This is a genomic window from Actinomadura harenae (genome assembly GCF_003696215.1).
GTDB classification, from domain to species: domain Bacteria; phylum Actinomycetota; class Actinomycetes; order Streptosporangiales; family Streptosporangiaceae; genus Spirillospora; species Spirillospora harenae.
Genome location: NZ_RFFG01000015.1, coordinates 110,758 through 126,702, shown reverse-complemented (window position 1 = coordinate 126,702; position 15,945 = coordinate 110,758). Strand labels below are relative to the sequence as shown.

Here is a 15,945-nt window from a genome sequence, read left to right as displayed (position 1 = left end):
AGCGCGGGGTCGCCCGCGTCCCGGCGCGCGCCCGCCGCACACGACGCGGCGACGAGCAGCGCGCCCAGCGATGCCATCGCCACCGGAGCCGTCCCGTCCATCGCGCGGGCCGCGAGGGCGGGCAGCCCGGCGGACGCGACCAGCACGGCCAGGCGTCCCTTCCGGCGGCCCAGCCGCACCCAGTCCTGCCAGGCGACGGCGAACGCCGCGGGCAGGCTCGGCCAGCGGCGCGACCGCAGGGACCGGGACCGGGACCGCCAGTGGGCGTCCTCGATCGTCCAGGTGAGCGCCCCGGGATCGAGCAGCGTCGTGGCGGTCGCCACCCGGTTGACCCGCGTGGACGCCTCCAGCAGATCGCGCGCGTGGATCCGTTCCAGCCGGGACCGCGCCAGCCGGACCGCCGCGACCGTGGCCACAGCGCACGCCGCCGCCGCGGCCCCCGCGCCCGAAACGGGAACCCCCTGGACGGCACGTCCCACGGGACGGCTCACCACGGCGGCCACGACGGCGGCGGCCGCGACCACCACGATCGCCGTGCGCAGACGTCCGTCCCAGGACGCGGACGCCTGCCCCAGAACCGCCACGGCCAGCCCGCCGACCGTCATGCTCAGCCCGAACGTCAGCGCCACTGCCAGCCGGAGAACGCCCTGGTCAGGCGCGCCCAGCGTGGCCAGCAGCCCCAACCCCAGAGCCAGCCCGCCCGCCACGCCCACACCCAGCAGCACCAGTGCCGGACGCCGCAGAACCCGCCGCCGGGGCAGCGGCGACAGCAGCACCCAGGACGCGTCGGCCGCGCTCACCGACAGCGGCCCGTGCACGCGGGCCAGCGTCAGGAACCCCGCGTAGAGCAGGCCCAGCAGCGCCAGCCCCGCCCCCGCCCGTCCCGGATCGCCCGCATGCCCGAGAACCTTCAGCACGTCCCGGACGACCGGCGCGAGCAGCAGCACCACGACGAGCCCGCCGAAACCGAGGGCGTAGCGGTCGCCCCAGCCCGGGGCCGTCCGGCGGGCGACGATGCTCACGCGGACTCCAACTCGACGACGCGGGCGCCCGCGTTCCGCGCCAGGCCCGGATCATGGGTGGCCATCACGACCGTCCCGCCGTCCGCCGCGTAGTCCGCCAGGATCGAGGCCAGCCGGACGCGGAACCCGGCGTCCAGGCCGCGTTCGGGCTCGTCCAGGAGCAGCACACGGCTCGGGCGCAGCAACCCCATCGCGAGCGAGAGCCGCTGCCGCTGACCCGTGGACATCGCCAGCGGCACGTGATCGCGACGGTCGTCCAGGCCGAACAGCTCCAGCGCCTCACCGGGGGTCGTCCGCGTCCCGGCGTGCACGGACTCCATCATCTCCAGGTGCTCCAGGACGGTCAGCCCCGGATACCAGGCCGGTTCGTCGCCGACGAGGACCACGTCCCGCCAGAACGCCGGATCATCGGCCGGGGGACGCCCGAACAGCCCGATCTCGCCGGTCACTCCCGGCTGGGTCCCGGCCAGGCAGCGCAGCAGCGTCGACTTGCCGGCGCCGTTCTCGCCCAGCACGGCGACGATCTCGCCGCGCGCGACCGTCAGGTCCAGGCCGTCCAGGATCGGGACGCCGCCCAGATCCACGGCCACATTCCGGACTTCCACGACACATTCCGCCACGGGCCCACCCTGCCACGCCCGCGGGTGGACTCCGTCCTACAGCCCGAAGGCCTTGGCGGTCCAGGTGTACTGCGCGTCGAGAAGGCCCGCGAGGCGCTCGATCAGGCCGTCCCGCTCGAAGGCGCTCACGGTGATGCCCGCCTCGGTGGCCCCCTCGGGCGCGGTGGCCAGCAGCGCCACGTCCCGCCGGTCGACCAGCCAGGCCGACGTCCGGGCCTCGGCGGCGGGCGAGGCGTCCAGGTCACCGGGCCGCAGTCGCCCCTCGGCGAGGTTCGCGGCGAGGGCCCCGGCGGCCGGACTCCCCTGCGTCCGGACGAAATGGGCGCGCGTGCAGAGCGCGACGGCGTCGATGCGCAGCATGCGCTGAAGCCGGTGGTACGACTCGTCGAACGACGAGGGCGGCGGAACGGGCTGGGCGCGCAGGCTCCCCGCGGCGGCCTCCAGGAACGGCAGCAGGTCACCGCCGGACGCGGCGAACGCGCCCGGCGCGACGCCCAGCCGGATGTGCCCGGCCATCGGGAACGGCGGGTCGGGCAGGGTGTTGTAACAGAAGAAGATCGCGGGCTCGCCGGGCGAGGGGGCCTCGCCGAGCGGAGCGGCCACGCCGGGCGAGGAGACGAGGTTCTCGGCCACGACCGAGTGCGCCACCCTGCCCAGGGCGCCGTGCCCGTGGTCCGGGGCGCGTTCGGCCGATCGCAGTTGCTCCATGCGCGCCATCGTTACAGCGCGCATGCCCCGAGATCAGCCGAACGCGGCGATCCGTCCGCCACGTTCCCCCAGGTCAAACGGCATTTCGCCGCGAACTACAGCTTTTCGACCGGGGCGTAGCGCAGGACGAGCCGCTTCACCCCGTACTCGCCGCCGAAGTCGACGGACGCGGCGGCCTTGTCGCCCGCGCCGTCCACGGCGACGACCGTGCCGAGCCCGAAGGAGTCGTGGGTGACCTTGTCGCCGGGGGCCAGGGACGGCACCGGGCGCCCGCCGGCCGCGCGGACCTGCGGACGGGCCGCGACGCGCGTCGCCGCCGAACCGAACGCGCCGGACGCCTCGCGCTCCCAGTCCAGCAGGTTCGCCGGGACCTCCGCGAGGAAGCGGGACGGCGGGTTGACCTGCGGCGCGCCCCACGAGCTGCGCATCGTCGCGCGCGACAGGTACAGGCGCTGCCGGGCCCGGGTGATGCCCACGTAGGCGAGGCGGCGCTCCTCCTCCAGCTCCTTCGGGTTGCTCATGGCCCGCAGGTGCGGGAAGACGCCGTCCTCCATGCCGGTCAGGAAGACGACCGGGAACTCCAGGCCCTTGGCGGTGTGCAGGGTCATCAGCGTGACGACGCCCTGGTCGTCCTGGTCGGGCCGCTCCCCCGGCGGGACGGCCCCGGACTTGGCTCCGCCCGGGATCGAGTCGGCGTCCGCGACCAGCGCGACCTGCTCCAGGAAGTCGGGAAGCCGGCCGGCGGGGTCCTCGCCGTCGAGGCGCTCCTCGAACTCGCGGGCGACCGACTCCATTTCCTGGAGGTTCTCGACGCGGGTCTCGTCCTGCGGGTCCTTGGACGCCTGGAGCTCGGCGATGTAGCCGGACTTCACCAGGACCTGCTCGATCAGCTCGGCCGGGCTGGACGACTCGACCGACGCGCGCAGCTCGTCGAGCAGGGTGACGAACTCGCGGACGGCGTTGATCGAGCGGGTCGCCATGCCCGGGACGTCCTCGGGGACGCGCAGGGCCTGCCAGAACGAGATGCGCTCGCGGGACGCGTACGCCTCGACGCACGCCTCGGCGCGGTCGCCGATGCCGCGCTTCGGGACGTTCAGGATGCGGCGGAGCGAGACCGTGTCCTCCGGGTTCGCGAGGACCCGCAGGTAGGCCAGCAGGTCGCGGACCTCCTTGCGCTCGTAGAAGCGCACGCCGCCGACGACCTTGTAGGGCAGCCCGACCCGGATGAAGATCTCTTCGAAGACACGGGACTGGGCGTTGGTGCGGTAGAAGACCGCGACGTCGCCGGGCTTCGCGTCGCCCGCGTCCGTGAGCTTGTCGACCTCGTTCGCGACGAACGCGGCCTCGTCGTGCTCGTTGTCGGCGACATAGCCGGTGATCTTGTGGCCCTCGCCCTGGTCGGACCAGAGCCGCTTGGGCTTGCGGTCGGCGTTCCGCTCGATCACCGCGTTCGCCGCCGACAGGATGGTCTGGGTGGAGCGGTAGTTCTGCTCCAGCAGGATCGTGCGCGCGTCGGGGTAGTCGCGCTCGAACTCCAGGATGTTGCGGATCGTCGCGCCGCGGAACGCGTAGATCGACTGGTCGGCGTCGCCGACGACGCACAGCTCGGCCGGGCCGACGCCCTCGACCGGCGCGGTCAGCTCGCGGACCAGCTCGTACTGGGCGTGGTTGGTGTCCTGGTACTCGTCGACCATGACGTGCCGGAACCGGCGCCGGTAGTGCTCGGCGGCCTCCGGGAACACCTGGAGCAGGTTGACCGTCAGCATGATCAGGTCGTCGAAGTCCATGGCCCCGGCCTGCTGCAGGCGGGCCTGGTACATCTCGTACGCCTGCGCGAGGGTCTGCTCCATGTGCGTGGAGGCCCGCGCCTTGAACGTCTCGTAGTCGATCAGCTCGTTCTTCAGGTTCGACACCTGGGCGCTGAACGACTTCGGCGGGTACCGCTTCGGGTCGAGGTCGAGCTCGCGGCAGACCAGCGCCATGAGCCGCTGCGCGTCGGCCTGGTCGTAGATCGAGAAGCTCGACGGGAAGCCCAGCCGCCCGGCCTCGCGGCGCAGGATCCGCACGCACGCCGAGTGGAAGGTCATCACCCACATCGCGCGCGAGCGCGGGCCGACCAGCGCGTCGACCCGTTCCTTCATCTCGGCCGCGGCCTTGTTGGTGAAGGTGATCGCGAGGATCTGCCCGGGATGGACGTCCCGCTCGGAGAGCAGGTGGGCGATCCGGTGGGTGAGCACGCGCGTCTTGCCCGAGCCCGCTCCGGCGACGATCAGCAGCGGACTTCCGGCGTGCTCGACGGCGGCGCGCTGCTGCGGGTTCAGGCCGTCCAGCAAGGACGGAACTTCGGTCTTCGACATCACCGGCGAGTCTACGGTCCGCCACCGACAGCCGCGTCCGAACGCGGCGGGGGCGCCTCGGCCCGTCCGCCGCGTCGGGGCGCCGCCGTCGTGGGCCGGGTCGTCCGCGGAGTCAGTGTTTGCGCAGGTCGTGGGCGGATTCGGCGGCGGCGCGGACGGCGGCGAGGTCGGCCCCGGCCGCGGCGGCGGACGCGGCGGCGACCGCGCCCTCGACCAGCGGCGCGTCCGCGAGGACGGCCTCCCCCTCGTGCTCCTCCAGGACGAACTTCGCGGTGAGGACGGACGAGCCGAGGTCGGCGAGGAGCAGCACGCCGTCCCCGCCGTCGGCGGCCGCCACGGCCCGTTCGACCAGGTCGAGGCTGGTGCCGAGGCCGCCGTCCAGGGCTCCCCCGGCGGCCTCGACCACGGCCTTGCCGACGCCCATCGCGCGGGCGAGCTCGGCCGTGCCCTCGGCGAGGAGGCGGCTGTGCGAGACGATCACGATGCCGACCATCAGGTCTCCGTGGGTCCGGGGGCGGAAAGAGAAGTCGCGGTGACGTCGGCGAGGGCGCGGAGGAGCAGGACGGACGAGGCCGCGCCGGGGTCGAGATGCCCGGCGCTGCGTTCGCCCAGGTAGCTGGCGCGTCCCTTGCGGGCGACGAGCGGGACGGTCGCCTCGGCGCCCTGCTCGGCCGCCTCCAGCGCTGCTCGCGCGGCCGCGGGGACGCCTTGCTCGGCGGAGGCGGCGAAGGCTTCGGCGGCGGGCGTCAGGGCGTCCAGCATGGTCTTGTCGCCGGGCTGGGCACCGCCGAGCTCCCGGATTCCGGTGACGGCCGCCGTCAGGGCCTCGCCCAGCTGGGCGGCGGACGCCTCCTCGGTGTCGCCGAGGGCCTTGCCCGCGCGGCGCAGGGCCGTCCCGTAGAGGGGGCCGGACGCGCCGCCGGTCTTGGAGACGATCGCCCGCCCGGCGGCGATCAGGACGCGTCCGGGCGGGACGCCGCCGGGGAGCGCCTCGACGGCGGCGGCGAAGCCCCGGTCCAGGTTGAGGCCGTGGTCGCCGTCGCCGATGGCGGCGTCCAGGCGGGTCAGCCGGTCGGCGTCGGCGGAGACCAGCTCGGCGGCGCGACGGATCCAGGCGGCGGCTTCCGCCGCGGTGAAGGCGCCGGCGGTGAAGGCGTCCGCGGTCGTGAGGCCGCTCATCGGCCCCACCGCAGCGCCGGGGTCTCGACCGGGGCGTCCCAGAAGCGGAGAAGTTCGGGTGTGACGCGGCAGACCGACACCATGCAGCCCGCCATCTCCAGGCTCGTCACGTACGGCCCGACCAGGGTGCGGACGGCCGTGGCGCGGTGGCCCGCGAGCCAGTCGGCGACCGCGCCCGCCGCGATGTACTGCTCGATCAGGGGCGTCCCGCCCATCCCGTTCACCAGGACGATCAGCTCCTGCCCGGTGAGCGGCATGTCCGCGTCGATCGCGCCGAGCGACGCGTCCACGATCTCCTTCGCGGTCCCGGCCTTGACGCGTTCGCGGCCGGGCTCGCCGTGGATCCCGATGCCCAGTTCCATCTCGCCGTCGGCCAGCTCGAACGTCGGGCGTCCCGCCGCCGGGACCGTGGACGGCGACAGCGCCACCCCGAACGACCGGGACCGCTCGTTCACCTCGCGCGCGACGCCCGCCACGGCCGCGAGCGGCGCGCCGTCCTCGGCCACCGCGCCCGCGATCTTCTCGACGAACAGGGTGGCGCCGGTGCCGCGGCGTCCGGCCGTGTAGGTGCTGTCGACGACCGCGACGTCGTCGTCCACGAGGACCTGCTCGACCTGGACGCCCTCGTCGTCGGCCAGTTCGGCGGCCATTCTGAAGTTGAGGACGTCGCCCGTGTAGTTCTTCACGATGTGGACGACCCCGGCGTCGCCGGCGACGGCGAGGGTCGCGGCGAGGATCTGGTCGGGGGTGGGCGAGGTGAAGACCTCGCCGGGGACGGCGGCGTCCAGCATCCCGAAACCGACGAATCCGGCATGGAGGGGTTCGTGCCCGGAGCCGCCGCCGGACACCAGGGCGACCTTGCCCGCGACCGGCGCGTCCGCGCGGACGACCGTCCCGGCCTCGGGATCGACGCGCAGCGAGGGATGCGCGGCGGCGAGGCCCCGCAGGGCGTCGGCGACCACGTCGGACGGGGCGTTGATGAGTTTGCGCATGGTTCTGCTCTACCCCGGCGGGACCCCGGTGGACCGGCCCGTCCCCGGCCTCGATCAAGACGTTTAGGGTGAACATCGTGAGGACTGTCCTGGATCTGAGCGAAATCACCCGGGTGCTCGCCGTGCTGGCCCATCCGGACGACGTGGACTTCGGGTCCGCCGGGACCATCGCGTCCTGGACGGACGCGGGCGTCGAGGTCACCTACCTGATCGTCACCGACGGGGACGCGGGCGGGTTCGACGACGGCATCACCCGCGCGGAGATGGCCGAGCTGCGCCGCAAGGAGCAGCGCGCGGCGGCGGAGGCGGCGGGGGTGACCGACGTCCGGTTCCTCGGCCACCCCGACGGGCGGCTCGAACCCGGTTTCGGGCTGCGCCGCGACATCGCCCGGGTGATCCGGCAGGTGCGGCCCGACCGGGTGCTGACGCACAGCCCGGAGCGCAACTACCAGCGGATCGCGCCCAGCCACCCCGACCACCGGGTCGTCGGCGGCGCGACCCTGGACGCCGTCTACCCCGACGCGCGCAACCCCTACGCCTTCCCCGAGCTGCGCGAGGAGGGCCTCGAGGCGTGGACGGTGCGCGAGGTGTGGCTGTCCGGCGGCCCGACCCCGGACTTCTCCGTCGACGTCACCGAGCAGTTCGGCCGGAAGCTCACGGCCCTGAAGGCGCACGCCACCCAGACCGCCCACATGGGCGACGGCCTGGAGGAGATGCTGCGCGGCTGGATGGGCGCGAGCGCGGCCGCCGCCGGTTTCGGCGACGGCCGGCTGGCCGAGTCCTTCCAGGTCGTCGACACCGCCTGACCGCCAGCCCCCGCCGGACCCGCCAGACCCGCGTTCACGGCCCTTCACCCCCCTCCTGGAGACGTCATGGCACCGAAGATCCTTTTCGACTGCGACACCGGCATCGACGACGCGATGATGCTGCTCTACCTGGCCGCCGAGGTGCGCGCCGGGAGCGCCGAGCTGGTCGGCGTCGGCACCGTCCACGGCAACGTCGACTCGGCGACCGGCGCGGCGAACACGCTGCGGGTGCTGGAGCTGGCGGGCCTGGACGGCGTCCCGGTCGCGGTGGGCGCGGGCCGTCCGATGGCGCAGGACGTGCACTTCGCGGTCGACTGGCACGGCTCCAACGGCCTCGCGGACCTCGACCTGCCCGAGCCGCAGGGCGCGCCGACCGGCGAGTCCGCCCCGGCTCAGCTCGTCCGGCTGGCGCGGGCGCACCCGGGCGAGCTGACGATCGTGGCGACCGGCCCGCTGACCAACCTCGGCGCCGCGCTGCTGCTGGACACCGAGCTGCCGTCGCTGGTCCGCGAGGTCGTGGTCATGGGCGGCGCGTTCGACCACCCCGGCAACATCACCACGCACGCCGAGGCGAACATCTGGCACGACCCCGAGGCCGCCGACCTGGTGTTCGCGGCGGACTGGCCGGTCGTGCTCGTCCCGCTGGACGCCACGCACCCGACCGCCGTCGAAGCGGACTGGCTGGCCCGGCTCGCCGCGCACGACGCCCCCGTCGCGCGCTTCGCGTCGCAGATCATGGAGTGGTACGCCGACGCCTACACCCCGACGCTGAAGCGGCGCGGCGCCGTCGTCCACGACGCGCTCGCCGCGATGCTCGCGCTCGACCCGGGCCTCGGCGAGTACGTCGAGCGGGCCGTCCGGGTGGAGCTGCGCGGGGAGCTGACGCGCGGCACCACGGTCTGGGACGCCCGGTCGCTGCCCGCCTCCGACGCCCGGCGTCCGGTGCGGGTCGCGGTCGGCTCCGACGTCGACGCGTTCCGGGAGCGGCTCCTCGCCGCCGTCCTGTCCTTCTGACCGACCCCCTCCGGGCAGGGGCTTCTCACGCGCTGTTGTCGCCGCCGGGACGGCGTGACTACCGTTTGGTGGACGCCGTCCCGGGAGCCGCCCCATGTCCGTCCGCCGTTTCGCCGCCACCGCCACCTCGGCCGCGCCGCCCGAACTGCTCTTCCAGCACGTGGCCGTCGCGGAGGCGTGGAACGCCTGGGGCTGGTTCCCGTTCGCGTCCCGCCGCGTCCGGCCCGGGGAGAAGGAGGCGGACGGCGTCGGCGCGGTCCGCCGGATCGGCCCGGCGAAGGAGCGGATCGTCGTGTTCGAGCGGCCCGGCCACTACGCCTACGTCGCCGAGGCGGGCCTGCCGATCCGGCACTACCGCGCGGACGTCCGGCTGGTGCCGAGCGGCGACAACACCGTGATCCGGTGGAGCGCCGAGATCGTCCCGCTGATCCCCGGGACGGGCGCCCTCACCGCCGCGCTGCTGCACCGGATGCTCGACGACTTCGCCCGCCGCGTCGCCCGGCACTGCGAGCACTGCGAACCGGGCTGCCCCGGCCACCTCTGACGCTCCCGCCTCCGGCTGTCAGCGCCGTGTCAGCGGGGCTCAGCGCGTTCTCACCACCGCGTCAGCGCCGCCGCGCAAGCTGGTCACGTACCGAAGAGCGAGAGGGGACGTGACCATGACGAAGGTGCTGATCTCGGGGGCGAGCATCGCCGGGCCGACGCTGGCCTACTGGCTGGACCGCCACGGCTTCGAGGTGACCCTGGTCGAACGGGCGAGCGGGTTCCGCCCCGGCGGGCAGGCCATCGACGTGCGCGGCACGGCGCTCCGCGTGGCCGAGCGCATGGGCGTGCTGGACGAGATCCGGGCGCACGCGACGAACCTGCGCGGCATGTCGATCGTCGACGGCGACGGCAACGAGCTCCACCGCAGCGAGGAGCACACGCTCAGCGGCGGCCCGCTCGACTCCCCCGACGTGGAGGTCCTCCGCGACGACCTGTCGGACATCATCGTGAAGGCCGCCGGCGACCGGATCGAGTACGTCTTCGGGGACAGCATCGCCACCCTCGAGGACGGCCCGGACGGCATCCACGTGACCTTCGAGAAGGCCGACCCGCGCACGTTCGACCTGGTCGTGGGCGCGGACGGCGTCCACTCCACGACCCGCCGCCTCGTCTTCGGCGCGGACGCCGGCTACGTCCCGCTCCGCGCCGCCGCGATGGCCGTGTGGACGATGCCGAACGTCCTCGGCCTGGACCGGTGGCAGATCGGCCACTTCTCCGACGCGTCCGGCACGGCGGGCGCGATGGTGATGACCGTCCGCGACAACACCGAGCTGCGCGCCTACGCGATGTTCGGGAACGAGGGCAGGCCGCTCCCGCGCGACGTCGAGGAGCAGAAGCGCATGCTCGCGGACGGCCTGGCCGGCGCGGCCTGGGAGGTCCCGCGGCTCCTGGAGCACATGTGGGAGGCCGCGGACTTCCACTTCGACGCCCTCGCGCAGGTCCACCTGGACCGCTGGTCGCGCGGCCGGGTCGTGCTGCTCGGGGACGCCGGGTACTGCGGGTCCCCGGCGTCCGGGCAGGGCACGAGCATGGCCATGGTCGGCGCGTACGTCCTCGCGGGCGAGCTGAAGGCCGCGGCCGGCGACCACGGGAAGGCGTTCGCCGCCTACGAGGACGAGCTGCGCGACTGGGTCAGGGCCAACCAGGCGTTCGCGCTCCGCGGCCTCCCGGACGAGGACGCCGACGCCGCCGACCTGATCGCCGAGACCGCCAACGGCATCGACGACGACTTCGCCGCGATGACCAACGCCTACGTCCTCAAGGACTACTAGGCCCGCCTGGGCCCACGTGGGCCCGCCCGGGCCCGCCTCAGACGAGCCGGCGCGCGGCGGCCCAGCGGGACAGCTCGTGCCGGTTCGACAGCTGGAGCTTGCGCAGCACGCTGCTGACGTGCGTCTCGACCGTCTTGACCGAGATGAACAGCTCCTTGGCGATCTCCTTGTAGGCGTAGCCGCGCGCGATCAGCCGCAGCACGTCCCGCTCCCGCTGGGTGATCTGGTCGAGCTCGGGGTCCACGGACGGGACGTCGCTGGCGGCGAACGCGTCCAGGACGAACCCGGCCAGCCGCGGCGAGAAGACCGCGTCGCCCTCCGCGACGCGGTCGATCGCGTCGGTCAGCTCGGGCCCGGAGATGGTCTTGGTGACGTAGCCGCGCGCGCCGCCCCGGACGACGCCGATGACGTCCTCGGCGGCGTCCGACACCGACAGCGCCAGGAACCGGGACGGCACGGACCCGGTCAGGCGGCGCAGCACCTCGATGCCGCCGCCGCCCGGCAGGTGGACGTCCAGCAGGACGACGTCGGGCGTGGTGGCGCGGATGACCGCGACCGCCTCGTCCACGTCGCCGGCCTCGCCGACGATCTCGACCGATCCGCCCAGCTCGGCCTTCACGCCGGTCCGGAACATCTGGTGGTCGTCCACCAGGACGACCCTCCGCAGCGGGGACTCGCTCATTGCCTCGTGATCTCCAAACGCACCTCGGTGCCCTCGCCCGGGGCCGTGCGCACCGTCGCCGTGCCGCCGTTGCGTTCCATACGTCCGATGATGGACCCTCGCACGCCCATCCTGTCCGCCGGGACGCCCTCCAGGTCGAATCCCTTGCCCCGGTCGCGGACGAAGATGGTCACCTCGTCGCCCTCGACCTCGGCGAACACCGACACGCTCTTGGTGCCGGAGTACTTGGCGGCGTTGACCATGGCCTCGCGGGCGGCCTGGACGATCGCGCCGACCCTGTCGTCCAGGGGGCAGTCGCCGACCACGACGACCTCGATCTGGACGCCGTGCGCGTCCTCGACCTCGCCCGTGACGTCCTTGACGACGCTGGCGAAGGTGCCGCCCTCCTCGGGTTTCGGCTGGTAGAGCCAGGCGCGGAGGGTGCGCTCCTGGGACCGGGCGAGGCGCTGGACCTCGGCGGTGTCCTGCGCGTTCCGCTGGATCAGGGTGAGGGTGTGCAGCACCGAGTCGTGGATGTGCGCGGCGAGCTCGGCGCGCTCCTGGGAGCGGACGCGCTCGTTCCGCTCGGCCTCGAGGTCCTGCCAGAGCCGGACGGCCCAGGGCGTGACGATCACGGCGACGCCGGTCGCGATCACCAGCATCGCGATCACCACGGACCGGGCCTGCGCCGCGTCCACGTTCCGGACGACGAACCCGCCGGTTCCGCCGACCACGAGCAGGAGCCCGAGGAGCGTCCGCCACCAGCGCTGGCGCAGCGGGAGCACCCACCGCTCCCGCTGGTCCCGGTCGGCCTGCTGCCAGAGGATCGCGGCGCCGATCGCGCCCGCGACGAACGGCCACAGCGCGGCCTCGGCGAACCCGGCGCCCCAGGTCAGCATGGACAGCCCGGCCGCGACCGCGGTGTAGGCGAGCAGCTGCCGCCAGTCCCGGCGCGGCGGGTCGGCGGCGCTCTCGCCCGCGACGGCGTCCGGCGGCGGCGTGGACCCCACCAGCACCCAGAACGCGCCGTAGGCGGCCACGCCGATGCCGCTGGCGACGGTGAGCAGCACGAACGCGCCCCGGACGACCAGCACGTCGATGCCGAGGTGGTCGGCCAGCCCGCGGCACACCCCGGCGACCAGGCGGCCCCGGCGCGCGCGTTCCAGCCGCGCCCGCCCGGCCTCCGGTGGCGCCTTCCCAGTCTCGTCGCGTTCTCCCACGTCACCGATGGTCACATGACCTGGGCTTCTCCGCCATCCGGGACATCCCCCAGGGCCGTTCTCAGGGTCGGTTCAGGGGCGTCCCCGATACCGCGCGCGGTATCGGGACGCCACGATGGTGACATGGACACCGATCAGCAGCAGGGCGCCGACCCGGCGCCGCCGTCCGGCGGCATGTCCCGGCTGGCGCGCGACGCCGACGGGCGGTTCCTCGCCGGGGTGTGCTCCGGCCTGGGCGCGCGGACGGGCGTCGACCCGGTCGTGTACCGGGTCGGGTTCGGCGTCCTGACGCTCGCGCACGGGCAGGGCATCCTGCTCTACGTCCTCGCGGTGCTGTTCATGCCGGAGCGTCCCGGCGCCACCTCGATCGCCGAGCGGCTGTTCCGGCGCCGCTTCGACGCGTCCGGGGTGCTGACCGTCCTCGGGCTGATGCTCGCGGCGAGCGTCGCGCTCAGCATGATCGGGTCGGGCGTCTCGACGGACGCGGTCGCGGTGCTGACGGTGTTCGGCCTGGTCCTGCTGGTGGCGCACGCCCGCGGGGTGAACCTGGTGGGCGTCGCCCGGACGCTGCCGGAGCGGCTGGCGGGCCATCCGCCGACGACGCCGACGGCGGCAGCGGACGAGACGGAGTTCCGTTCTCCGCCGCCGAAGGGCTCGCCGCTGCCGGACGGCATGGTCGACCTCTCCACGCTGGGCTCCACGGGGGCGTCGAGCGCGGCGGGGCCGGTGTTCCCGGCCGACACTCCCCCCTCCTACGGCGCTCCCCCTTCCTACGGCGCTCCCTCTTCTCATGGACCGGACGCGGTCGACCTCGGCGGATACGAGCCGAGCGCCGCCGCGAAGCCGCCCGCGCCGCGCCCCCGGGACCGGCGCAGGTCGCCGCTGACCTGGTTCACCCTCGTCGCGGCGGTCGCGGCGGGAGCGATCACCGCGCGGTTCGAACTGTCCGGCCGGACCGACTGGGACGGCTGGACCCTCGTCCTCGCCACGGCGCTCGCCGTGGTCGGGGCGGGCCTGCTGGCAGGCGCCCGCTTCCGGGTGCGAGGACTGGCGACCGTGGCGTCCCTGCTCACGTTCGCCGTGTTGACGACGTCTGTGGCCGCGACGGCTCCACGCGGCGGAGAGTACGGGGACAGCATGTGGCGACCGACGGACGCGGCCCAGGTCGCGCGGGACTACCGGGTGACGATCGGGAACGGCACGCTCGACCTCACCGCGCTGCCCGTGAAGCCGGGCCAGCGCCTGGAGGTCTCGGCGGCGGTCTGGACGGGCCAGCTGCGGGTCGAGCTGCCCGCCAACGCCCGCGTGAAGCTGGACGCGCAGGTCAAGATCGGCGACATCCGGGTGGAGGAGCGCACCGTGAACGGCCCGAACGCCCGGACGACCGAGGTCCTCGAACCGACCGCGGGCGGCTCGGACCCGGCCGTGATCACCCTCAAGATCCGCGGAACTCTGGGAGATGTGCAGGTGAACCGATGACGAACTCCACCGTGACCAAGGAAGAGAAGCGGCGGACGGACCTCGCCGCCCCGGTCGCCGGCGTATTCTACCTCGCCGTCGCGGGACTGTTCGTGGCGGGGACCGTCCAGGGCCATCCGGTCGGGGACCCGATGATCGTCGCGGGGGTCGTGCTCGTCCTGATGGGGCTGCTCGGCATCGTGAGGGCCGTCCTCAAGGCCCGGCGCCGCGACCGGTCCTGAGACCCGTCCGGGACGGATTCCCCCAAAGTGTGATCAGCGTCACCCCCCTCCAGGGGAACAAGCAAACCGGACATTGGGGTTAAATTTTCTCGTGAGGTTCTCCGAGAAGAAGATTTGGCTCGTCGCCAGGTTGCACGTCGACCTGTGCCGCGTCGCCAGCGTGCTGTGTAACGGCTGACGCCCCTCTCTCGTCCTTACCCTCGTTCACCCGCCGTCGGCGGACCGCGCCCCGAACGCGCGCGCCCACGGATCGTGCCTCCTCTCGCACGCCCGCTCACGGGTCAAACGCGCGCCTGATTCCGTCCCCTGACGGGGCGCGCCCGCGTATCCGGCCGCCGGTGAACCGTCCCTGGAGCAGTGTCTGTGAACCTTCGCGTCTGGAAATGGCAGTTCTGGCAGCAGATCGTGCTGTCGCTCGTGCTGGGCGTCGCCGTCGGCGCCGTCATCAACAACACCGCCGCCGACGGCAGCAAGATCGCCACCGACTGGCTGGACCCGTTCGGCGACGTCTACGTGTCGCTGCTGAAGATCGTGGTCGTGCCGCTGGTGTTCGCCGCGATCGTGGTGAGCATCGGCCGGCTGCGCCACGTCGGCAACGTCGCCCGCCTGACCGGCAAGACCCTCGGCTGGTTCGTCATCACCTCGGCGATCTCCACCGCGGTCGGCCTCGGCGTCGCCTTCCTCATCAACCCCGGCAAGGGGCTCGGCCAGCTCGCGAGCGAGAAGACCGAGACCGACCCGGTCACCTGGACGCAGGTCCTGCACAACCTGTTCCCGTCCAACATCGTCAAGGCGATGGCGGACGGCAACGTCCTCGGCGTGGTGACCTTCGCGGTGCTGTTCGGCGCGGCGCTGGTCGCGGTCGGCGAGCGCGGTGAGCGCATCACCGCCCTGGTGGACGACCTGTACGGCGTCATGCAGAATGTCGTCTGGTGGGTCGTCCGGCTGACCCCGGTCGGCTCGTTCTTCCTGATCGGCTCGGTCGTGGCCACCTACGGGCCGTCCACGCTGGAGCCGCTGGCGAAGTTCACCGGCGCGATCTACCTGGCCGTCGCGATCATGCTGGTCGTCGGCTACCCCGTCCTGCTGCGCGTGTTCGGCCGCGTCTCGCCGCTGAAGTTCTTCCGCAACTCCTGGCCGGCGCTCCAGTTCGCGTTCGTGTCCTCGTCCTCGATGGCGACGCTGCCGATCGCGCAGCGCGTCCAGATCGAGCGCAACGGCGTCCAGCCGGCGTACGCCAGCTTCGCCCAGCCGCTCGGCGCGACCATCAAGTTCGACGGCTGCGGCGCGATCTACCCGGCGGTCGCGGCGGTCTTCGTCGCCCAGTACATGAACATCCACCTGGGCATCGCCGACTACCTGCTGATCGCGCTCGCCGCGGTCATCGGCCAGCTCGGCACCGGCGGCACCCCCGGCCCCGCGCTGGTGGCGCTCACCCTGACGCTGACCACGGTCGGCCTGCCGCTCACCGCGGTCGGCTACCTGATCGCCATCGACAAGATCATCGACATGGCCCGGACGCTGCTGAACGTGACCGGCCAGATCGCGATCCCGGTGATCGTGTCCCGGTCGGAGAAGCTCCTCGACGAGGACCTCTTCAACGCCCCCAAGGGCGACCTCGGCACGGCCCCGAAGGACGTCCCGGCCGCCCCGCGCGAGGCGGTCCCCGTCCCCGCCTGACGCCCGCGTCCCGGGCGGCCCCACCCGGCCGCCCCGCACGGCCGAACGGCCCCGCGTCCCCACCCGGACGCGGGGCCGTTCCGCGTTCCACCACGTCAGCGGCCCTCCCGCCGGACGGGCCCTGTCCGCCCGGGGCCGGGCGGCGCTAGTCTGACGGCCCGCCATCCCC

General features: G+C 73.6%; 17 protein-coding genes. 8 read left to right on the top strand and 9 right to left on the bottom strand.

All coding sequences use genetic code 11. The features are described from left to right. The 7 genes from EBO15_RS11265 to dhaK form a co-directional block, all read right to left on the bottom strand. The coding region (locus tag EBO15_RS11265) for a DUF6297 family protein (RefSeq protein ID WP_122194279.1) at nucleotides 1-1,022 on the bottom strand (1,022 nt) is incomplete at its 3' end. Then, nucleotides 1,019-1,627 (bottom strand): ABC transporter ATP-binding protein, encoded by a 609-nt coding sequence (locus tag EBO15_RS11260; RefSeq protein ID WP_233616113.1) that lies wholly within the window; start codon nucleotides 1,625-1,627, stop codon nucleotides 1,019-1,021. The genes EBO15_RS11265 and EBO15_RS11260, both read right to left, overlap by 4 nt. 51 nt (nucleotides 1,628-1,678) lie before the next feature. Further along, on the bottom strand, nucleotides 1,679-2,350 hold the full coding sequence (locus EBO15_RS11255) for a hypothetical protein (protein ID WP_122194277.1): 672 nt from the start codon (nucleotides 2,348-2,350) through the stop codon (nucleotides 1,679-1,681). Nucleotides 2,351-2,445: 95 nt separating this feature from the next. Continuing rightward, nucleotides 2,446-4,707: a DNA helicase PcrA gene (gene pcrA, locus EBO15_RS11250; protein ID WP_199744462.1), complete on the bottom strand. Its 2,262-nt coding sequence runs from the start codon at nucleotides 4,705-4,707 to the stop codon at nucleotides 2,446-2,448. Nucleotides 4,708-4,819: 112 nt separating this feature from the next. Beyond that, on the bottom strand, nucleotides 4,820-5,200 hold the full coding sequence (gene dhaM / locus EBO15_RS11245; RefSeq protein ID WP_122194276.1) for a dihydroxyacetone kinase phosphoryl donor subunit DhaM: 381 nt from the start codon (nucleotides 5,198-5,200) through the stop codon (nucleotides 4,820-4,822). Continuing rightward, on the bottom strand, nucleotides 5,200-5,886 hold the full coding sequence (dhaL, locus tag EBO15_RS11240) for a dihydroxyacetone kinase subunit DhaL (protein WP_122194295.1): 687 nt from the start codon (nucleotides 5,884-5,886) through the stop codon (nucleotides 5,200-5,202). Before dhaL ends, dhaM begins: the two co-directional genes overlap by 1 nt. Beyond that, entirely contained in the window at nucleotides 5,883-6,878 is a 996-nt protein-coding gene (dhaK, locus tag EBO15_RS11235; RefSeq protein ID WP_122194275.1) for a dihydroxyacetone kinase subunit DhaK, read from the bottom strand. Before dhaK ends, dhaL begins: the two co-directional genes overlap by 4 nt. 77 nt (nucleotides 6,879-6,955) lie before the next feature. Between dhaK and EBO15_RS11230 the strand changes: the two genes are divergently transcribed. The 4 genes from EBO15_RS11230 (at nucleotide 6,956) to EBO15_RS11215 (ending at nucleotide 10,515) form a co-directional block, all read left to right on the top strand. Next, the gene (locus EBO15_RS11230; RefSeq protein ID WP_122194294.1) at nucleotides 6,956-7,684 is read left to right on the top strand and encodes a PIG-L deacetylase family protein; all 729 of its coding nucleotides are present in this window, start codon (nucleotides 6,956-6,958) and stop codon (nucleotides 7,682-7,684) included. Nucleotides 7,685-7,750: 66 nt separating this feature from the next. Beyond that, nucleotides 7,751-8,698, top strand: coding sequence for a nucleoside hydrolase (locus EBO15_RS11225; RefSeq protein WP_122194274.1), 948 nt, complete (start codon nucleotides 7,751-7,753; stop codon nucleotides 8,696-8,698). A gap of 94 nt (nucleotides 8,699-8,792) precedes the next feature. Continuing rightward, nucleotides 8,793-9,242 carry an SRPBCC family protein gene (locus EBO15_RS11220; protein WP_122194273.1) on the top strand — a complete coding sequence of 150 codons (450 nt, stop codon included), beginning with the start codon at nucleotides 8,793-8,795 and terminating at the stop codon, nucleotides 9,240-9,242. A 115-nt stretch (nucleotides 9,243-9,357) separates the two neighbouring features. Then, nucleotides 9,358-10,515, top strand: coding sequence for an FAD-dependent monooxygenase (locus EBO15_RS11215; protein WP_199744461.1), 1,158 nt, complete (start codon nucleotides 9,358-9,360; stop codon nucleotides 10,513-10,515). A 37-nt stretch (nucleotides 10,516-10,552) separates the two neighbouring features. Here EBO15_RS11215 and EBO15_RS11210 read toward each other — a convergent pair whose 3' ends face one another. Next, nucleotides 10,553-11,197 carry a LuxR C-terminal-related transcriptional regulator gene (locus tag EBO15_RS11210; RefSeq protein ID WP_122194271.1) on the bottom strand — a complete coding sequence of 215 codons (645 nt, stop codon included), beginning with the start codon at nucleotides 11,195-11,197 and terminating at the stop codon, nucleotides 10,553-10,555. Beyond that, a complete protein-coding gene (locus EBO15_RS11205; RefSeq protein ID WP_122194293.1) occupies nucleotides 11,194-12,396 on the bottom strand; it encodes an ATP-binding protein in 1,203 nt (400 codons plus the stop codon). Before EBO15_RS11205 ends, EBO15_RS11210 begins: the two co-directional genes overlap by 4 nt. A gap of 123 nt (nucleotides 12,397-12,519) precedes the next feature. Between EBO15_RS11205 and EBO15_RS11200 the strand changes: the two genes are divergently transcribed. The 4 genes from EBO15_RS11200 (at nucleotide 12,520) to EBO15_RS11190 (ending at nucleotide 15,776) form a co-directional block, all read left to right on the top strand. Then, a complete protein-coding gene (locus EBO15_RS11200) occupies nucleotides 12,520-13,875 on the top strand; it encodes a PspC domain-containing protein (RefSeq protein ID WP_158628186.1) in 1,356 nt (451 codons plus the stop codon). Further along, a complete protein-coding gene (locus EBO15_RS11195) occupies nucleotides 13,872-14,096 on the top strand; it encodes a hypothetical protein (RefSeq protein WP_122194269.1) in 225 nt (74 codons plus the stop codon). The genes EBO15_RS11200 and EBO15_RS11195 overlap by 4 nt, the downstream gene beginning before the upstream one ends. 91 nt (nucleotides 14,097-14,187) lie before the next feature. Further along, on the top strand, nucleotides 14,188-14,274 hold the full coding sequence (locus EBO15_RS47270; protein ID WP_378236937.1) for a putative leader peptide: 87 nt from the start codon (nucleotides 14,188-14,190) through the stop codon (nucleotides 14,272-14,274). A gap of 185 nt (nucleotides 14,275-14,459) precedes the next feature. Next, on the top strand, nucleotides 14,460-15,776 hold the full coding sequence (locus tag EBO15_RS11190) for a dicarboxylate/amino acid:cation symporter (RefSeq protein WP_158628185.1): 1,317 nt from the start codon (nucleotides 14,460-14,462) through the stop codon (nucleotides 15,774-15,776). Nucleotides 15,777-15,945: the final 169 nt, after the last annotated feature.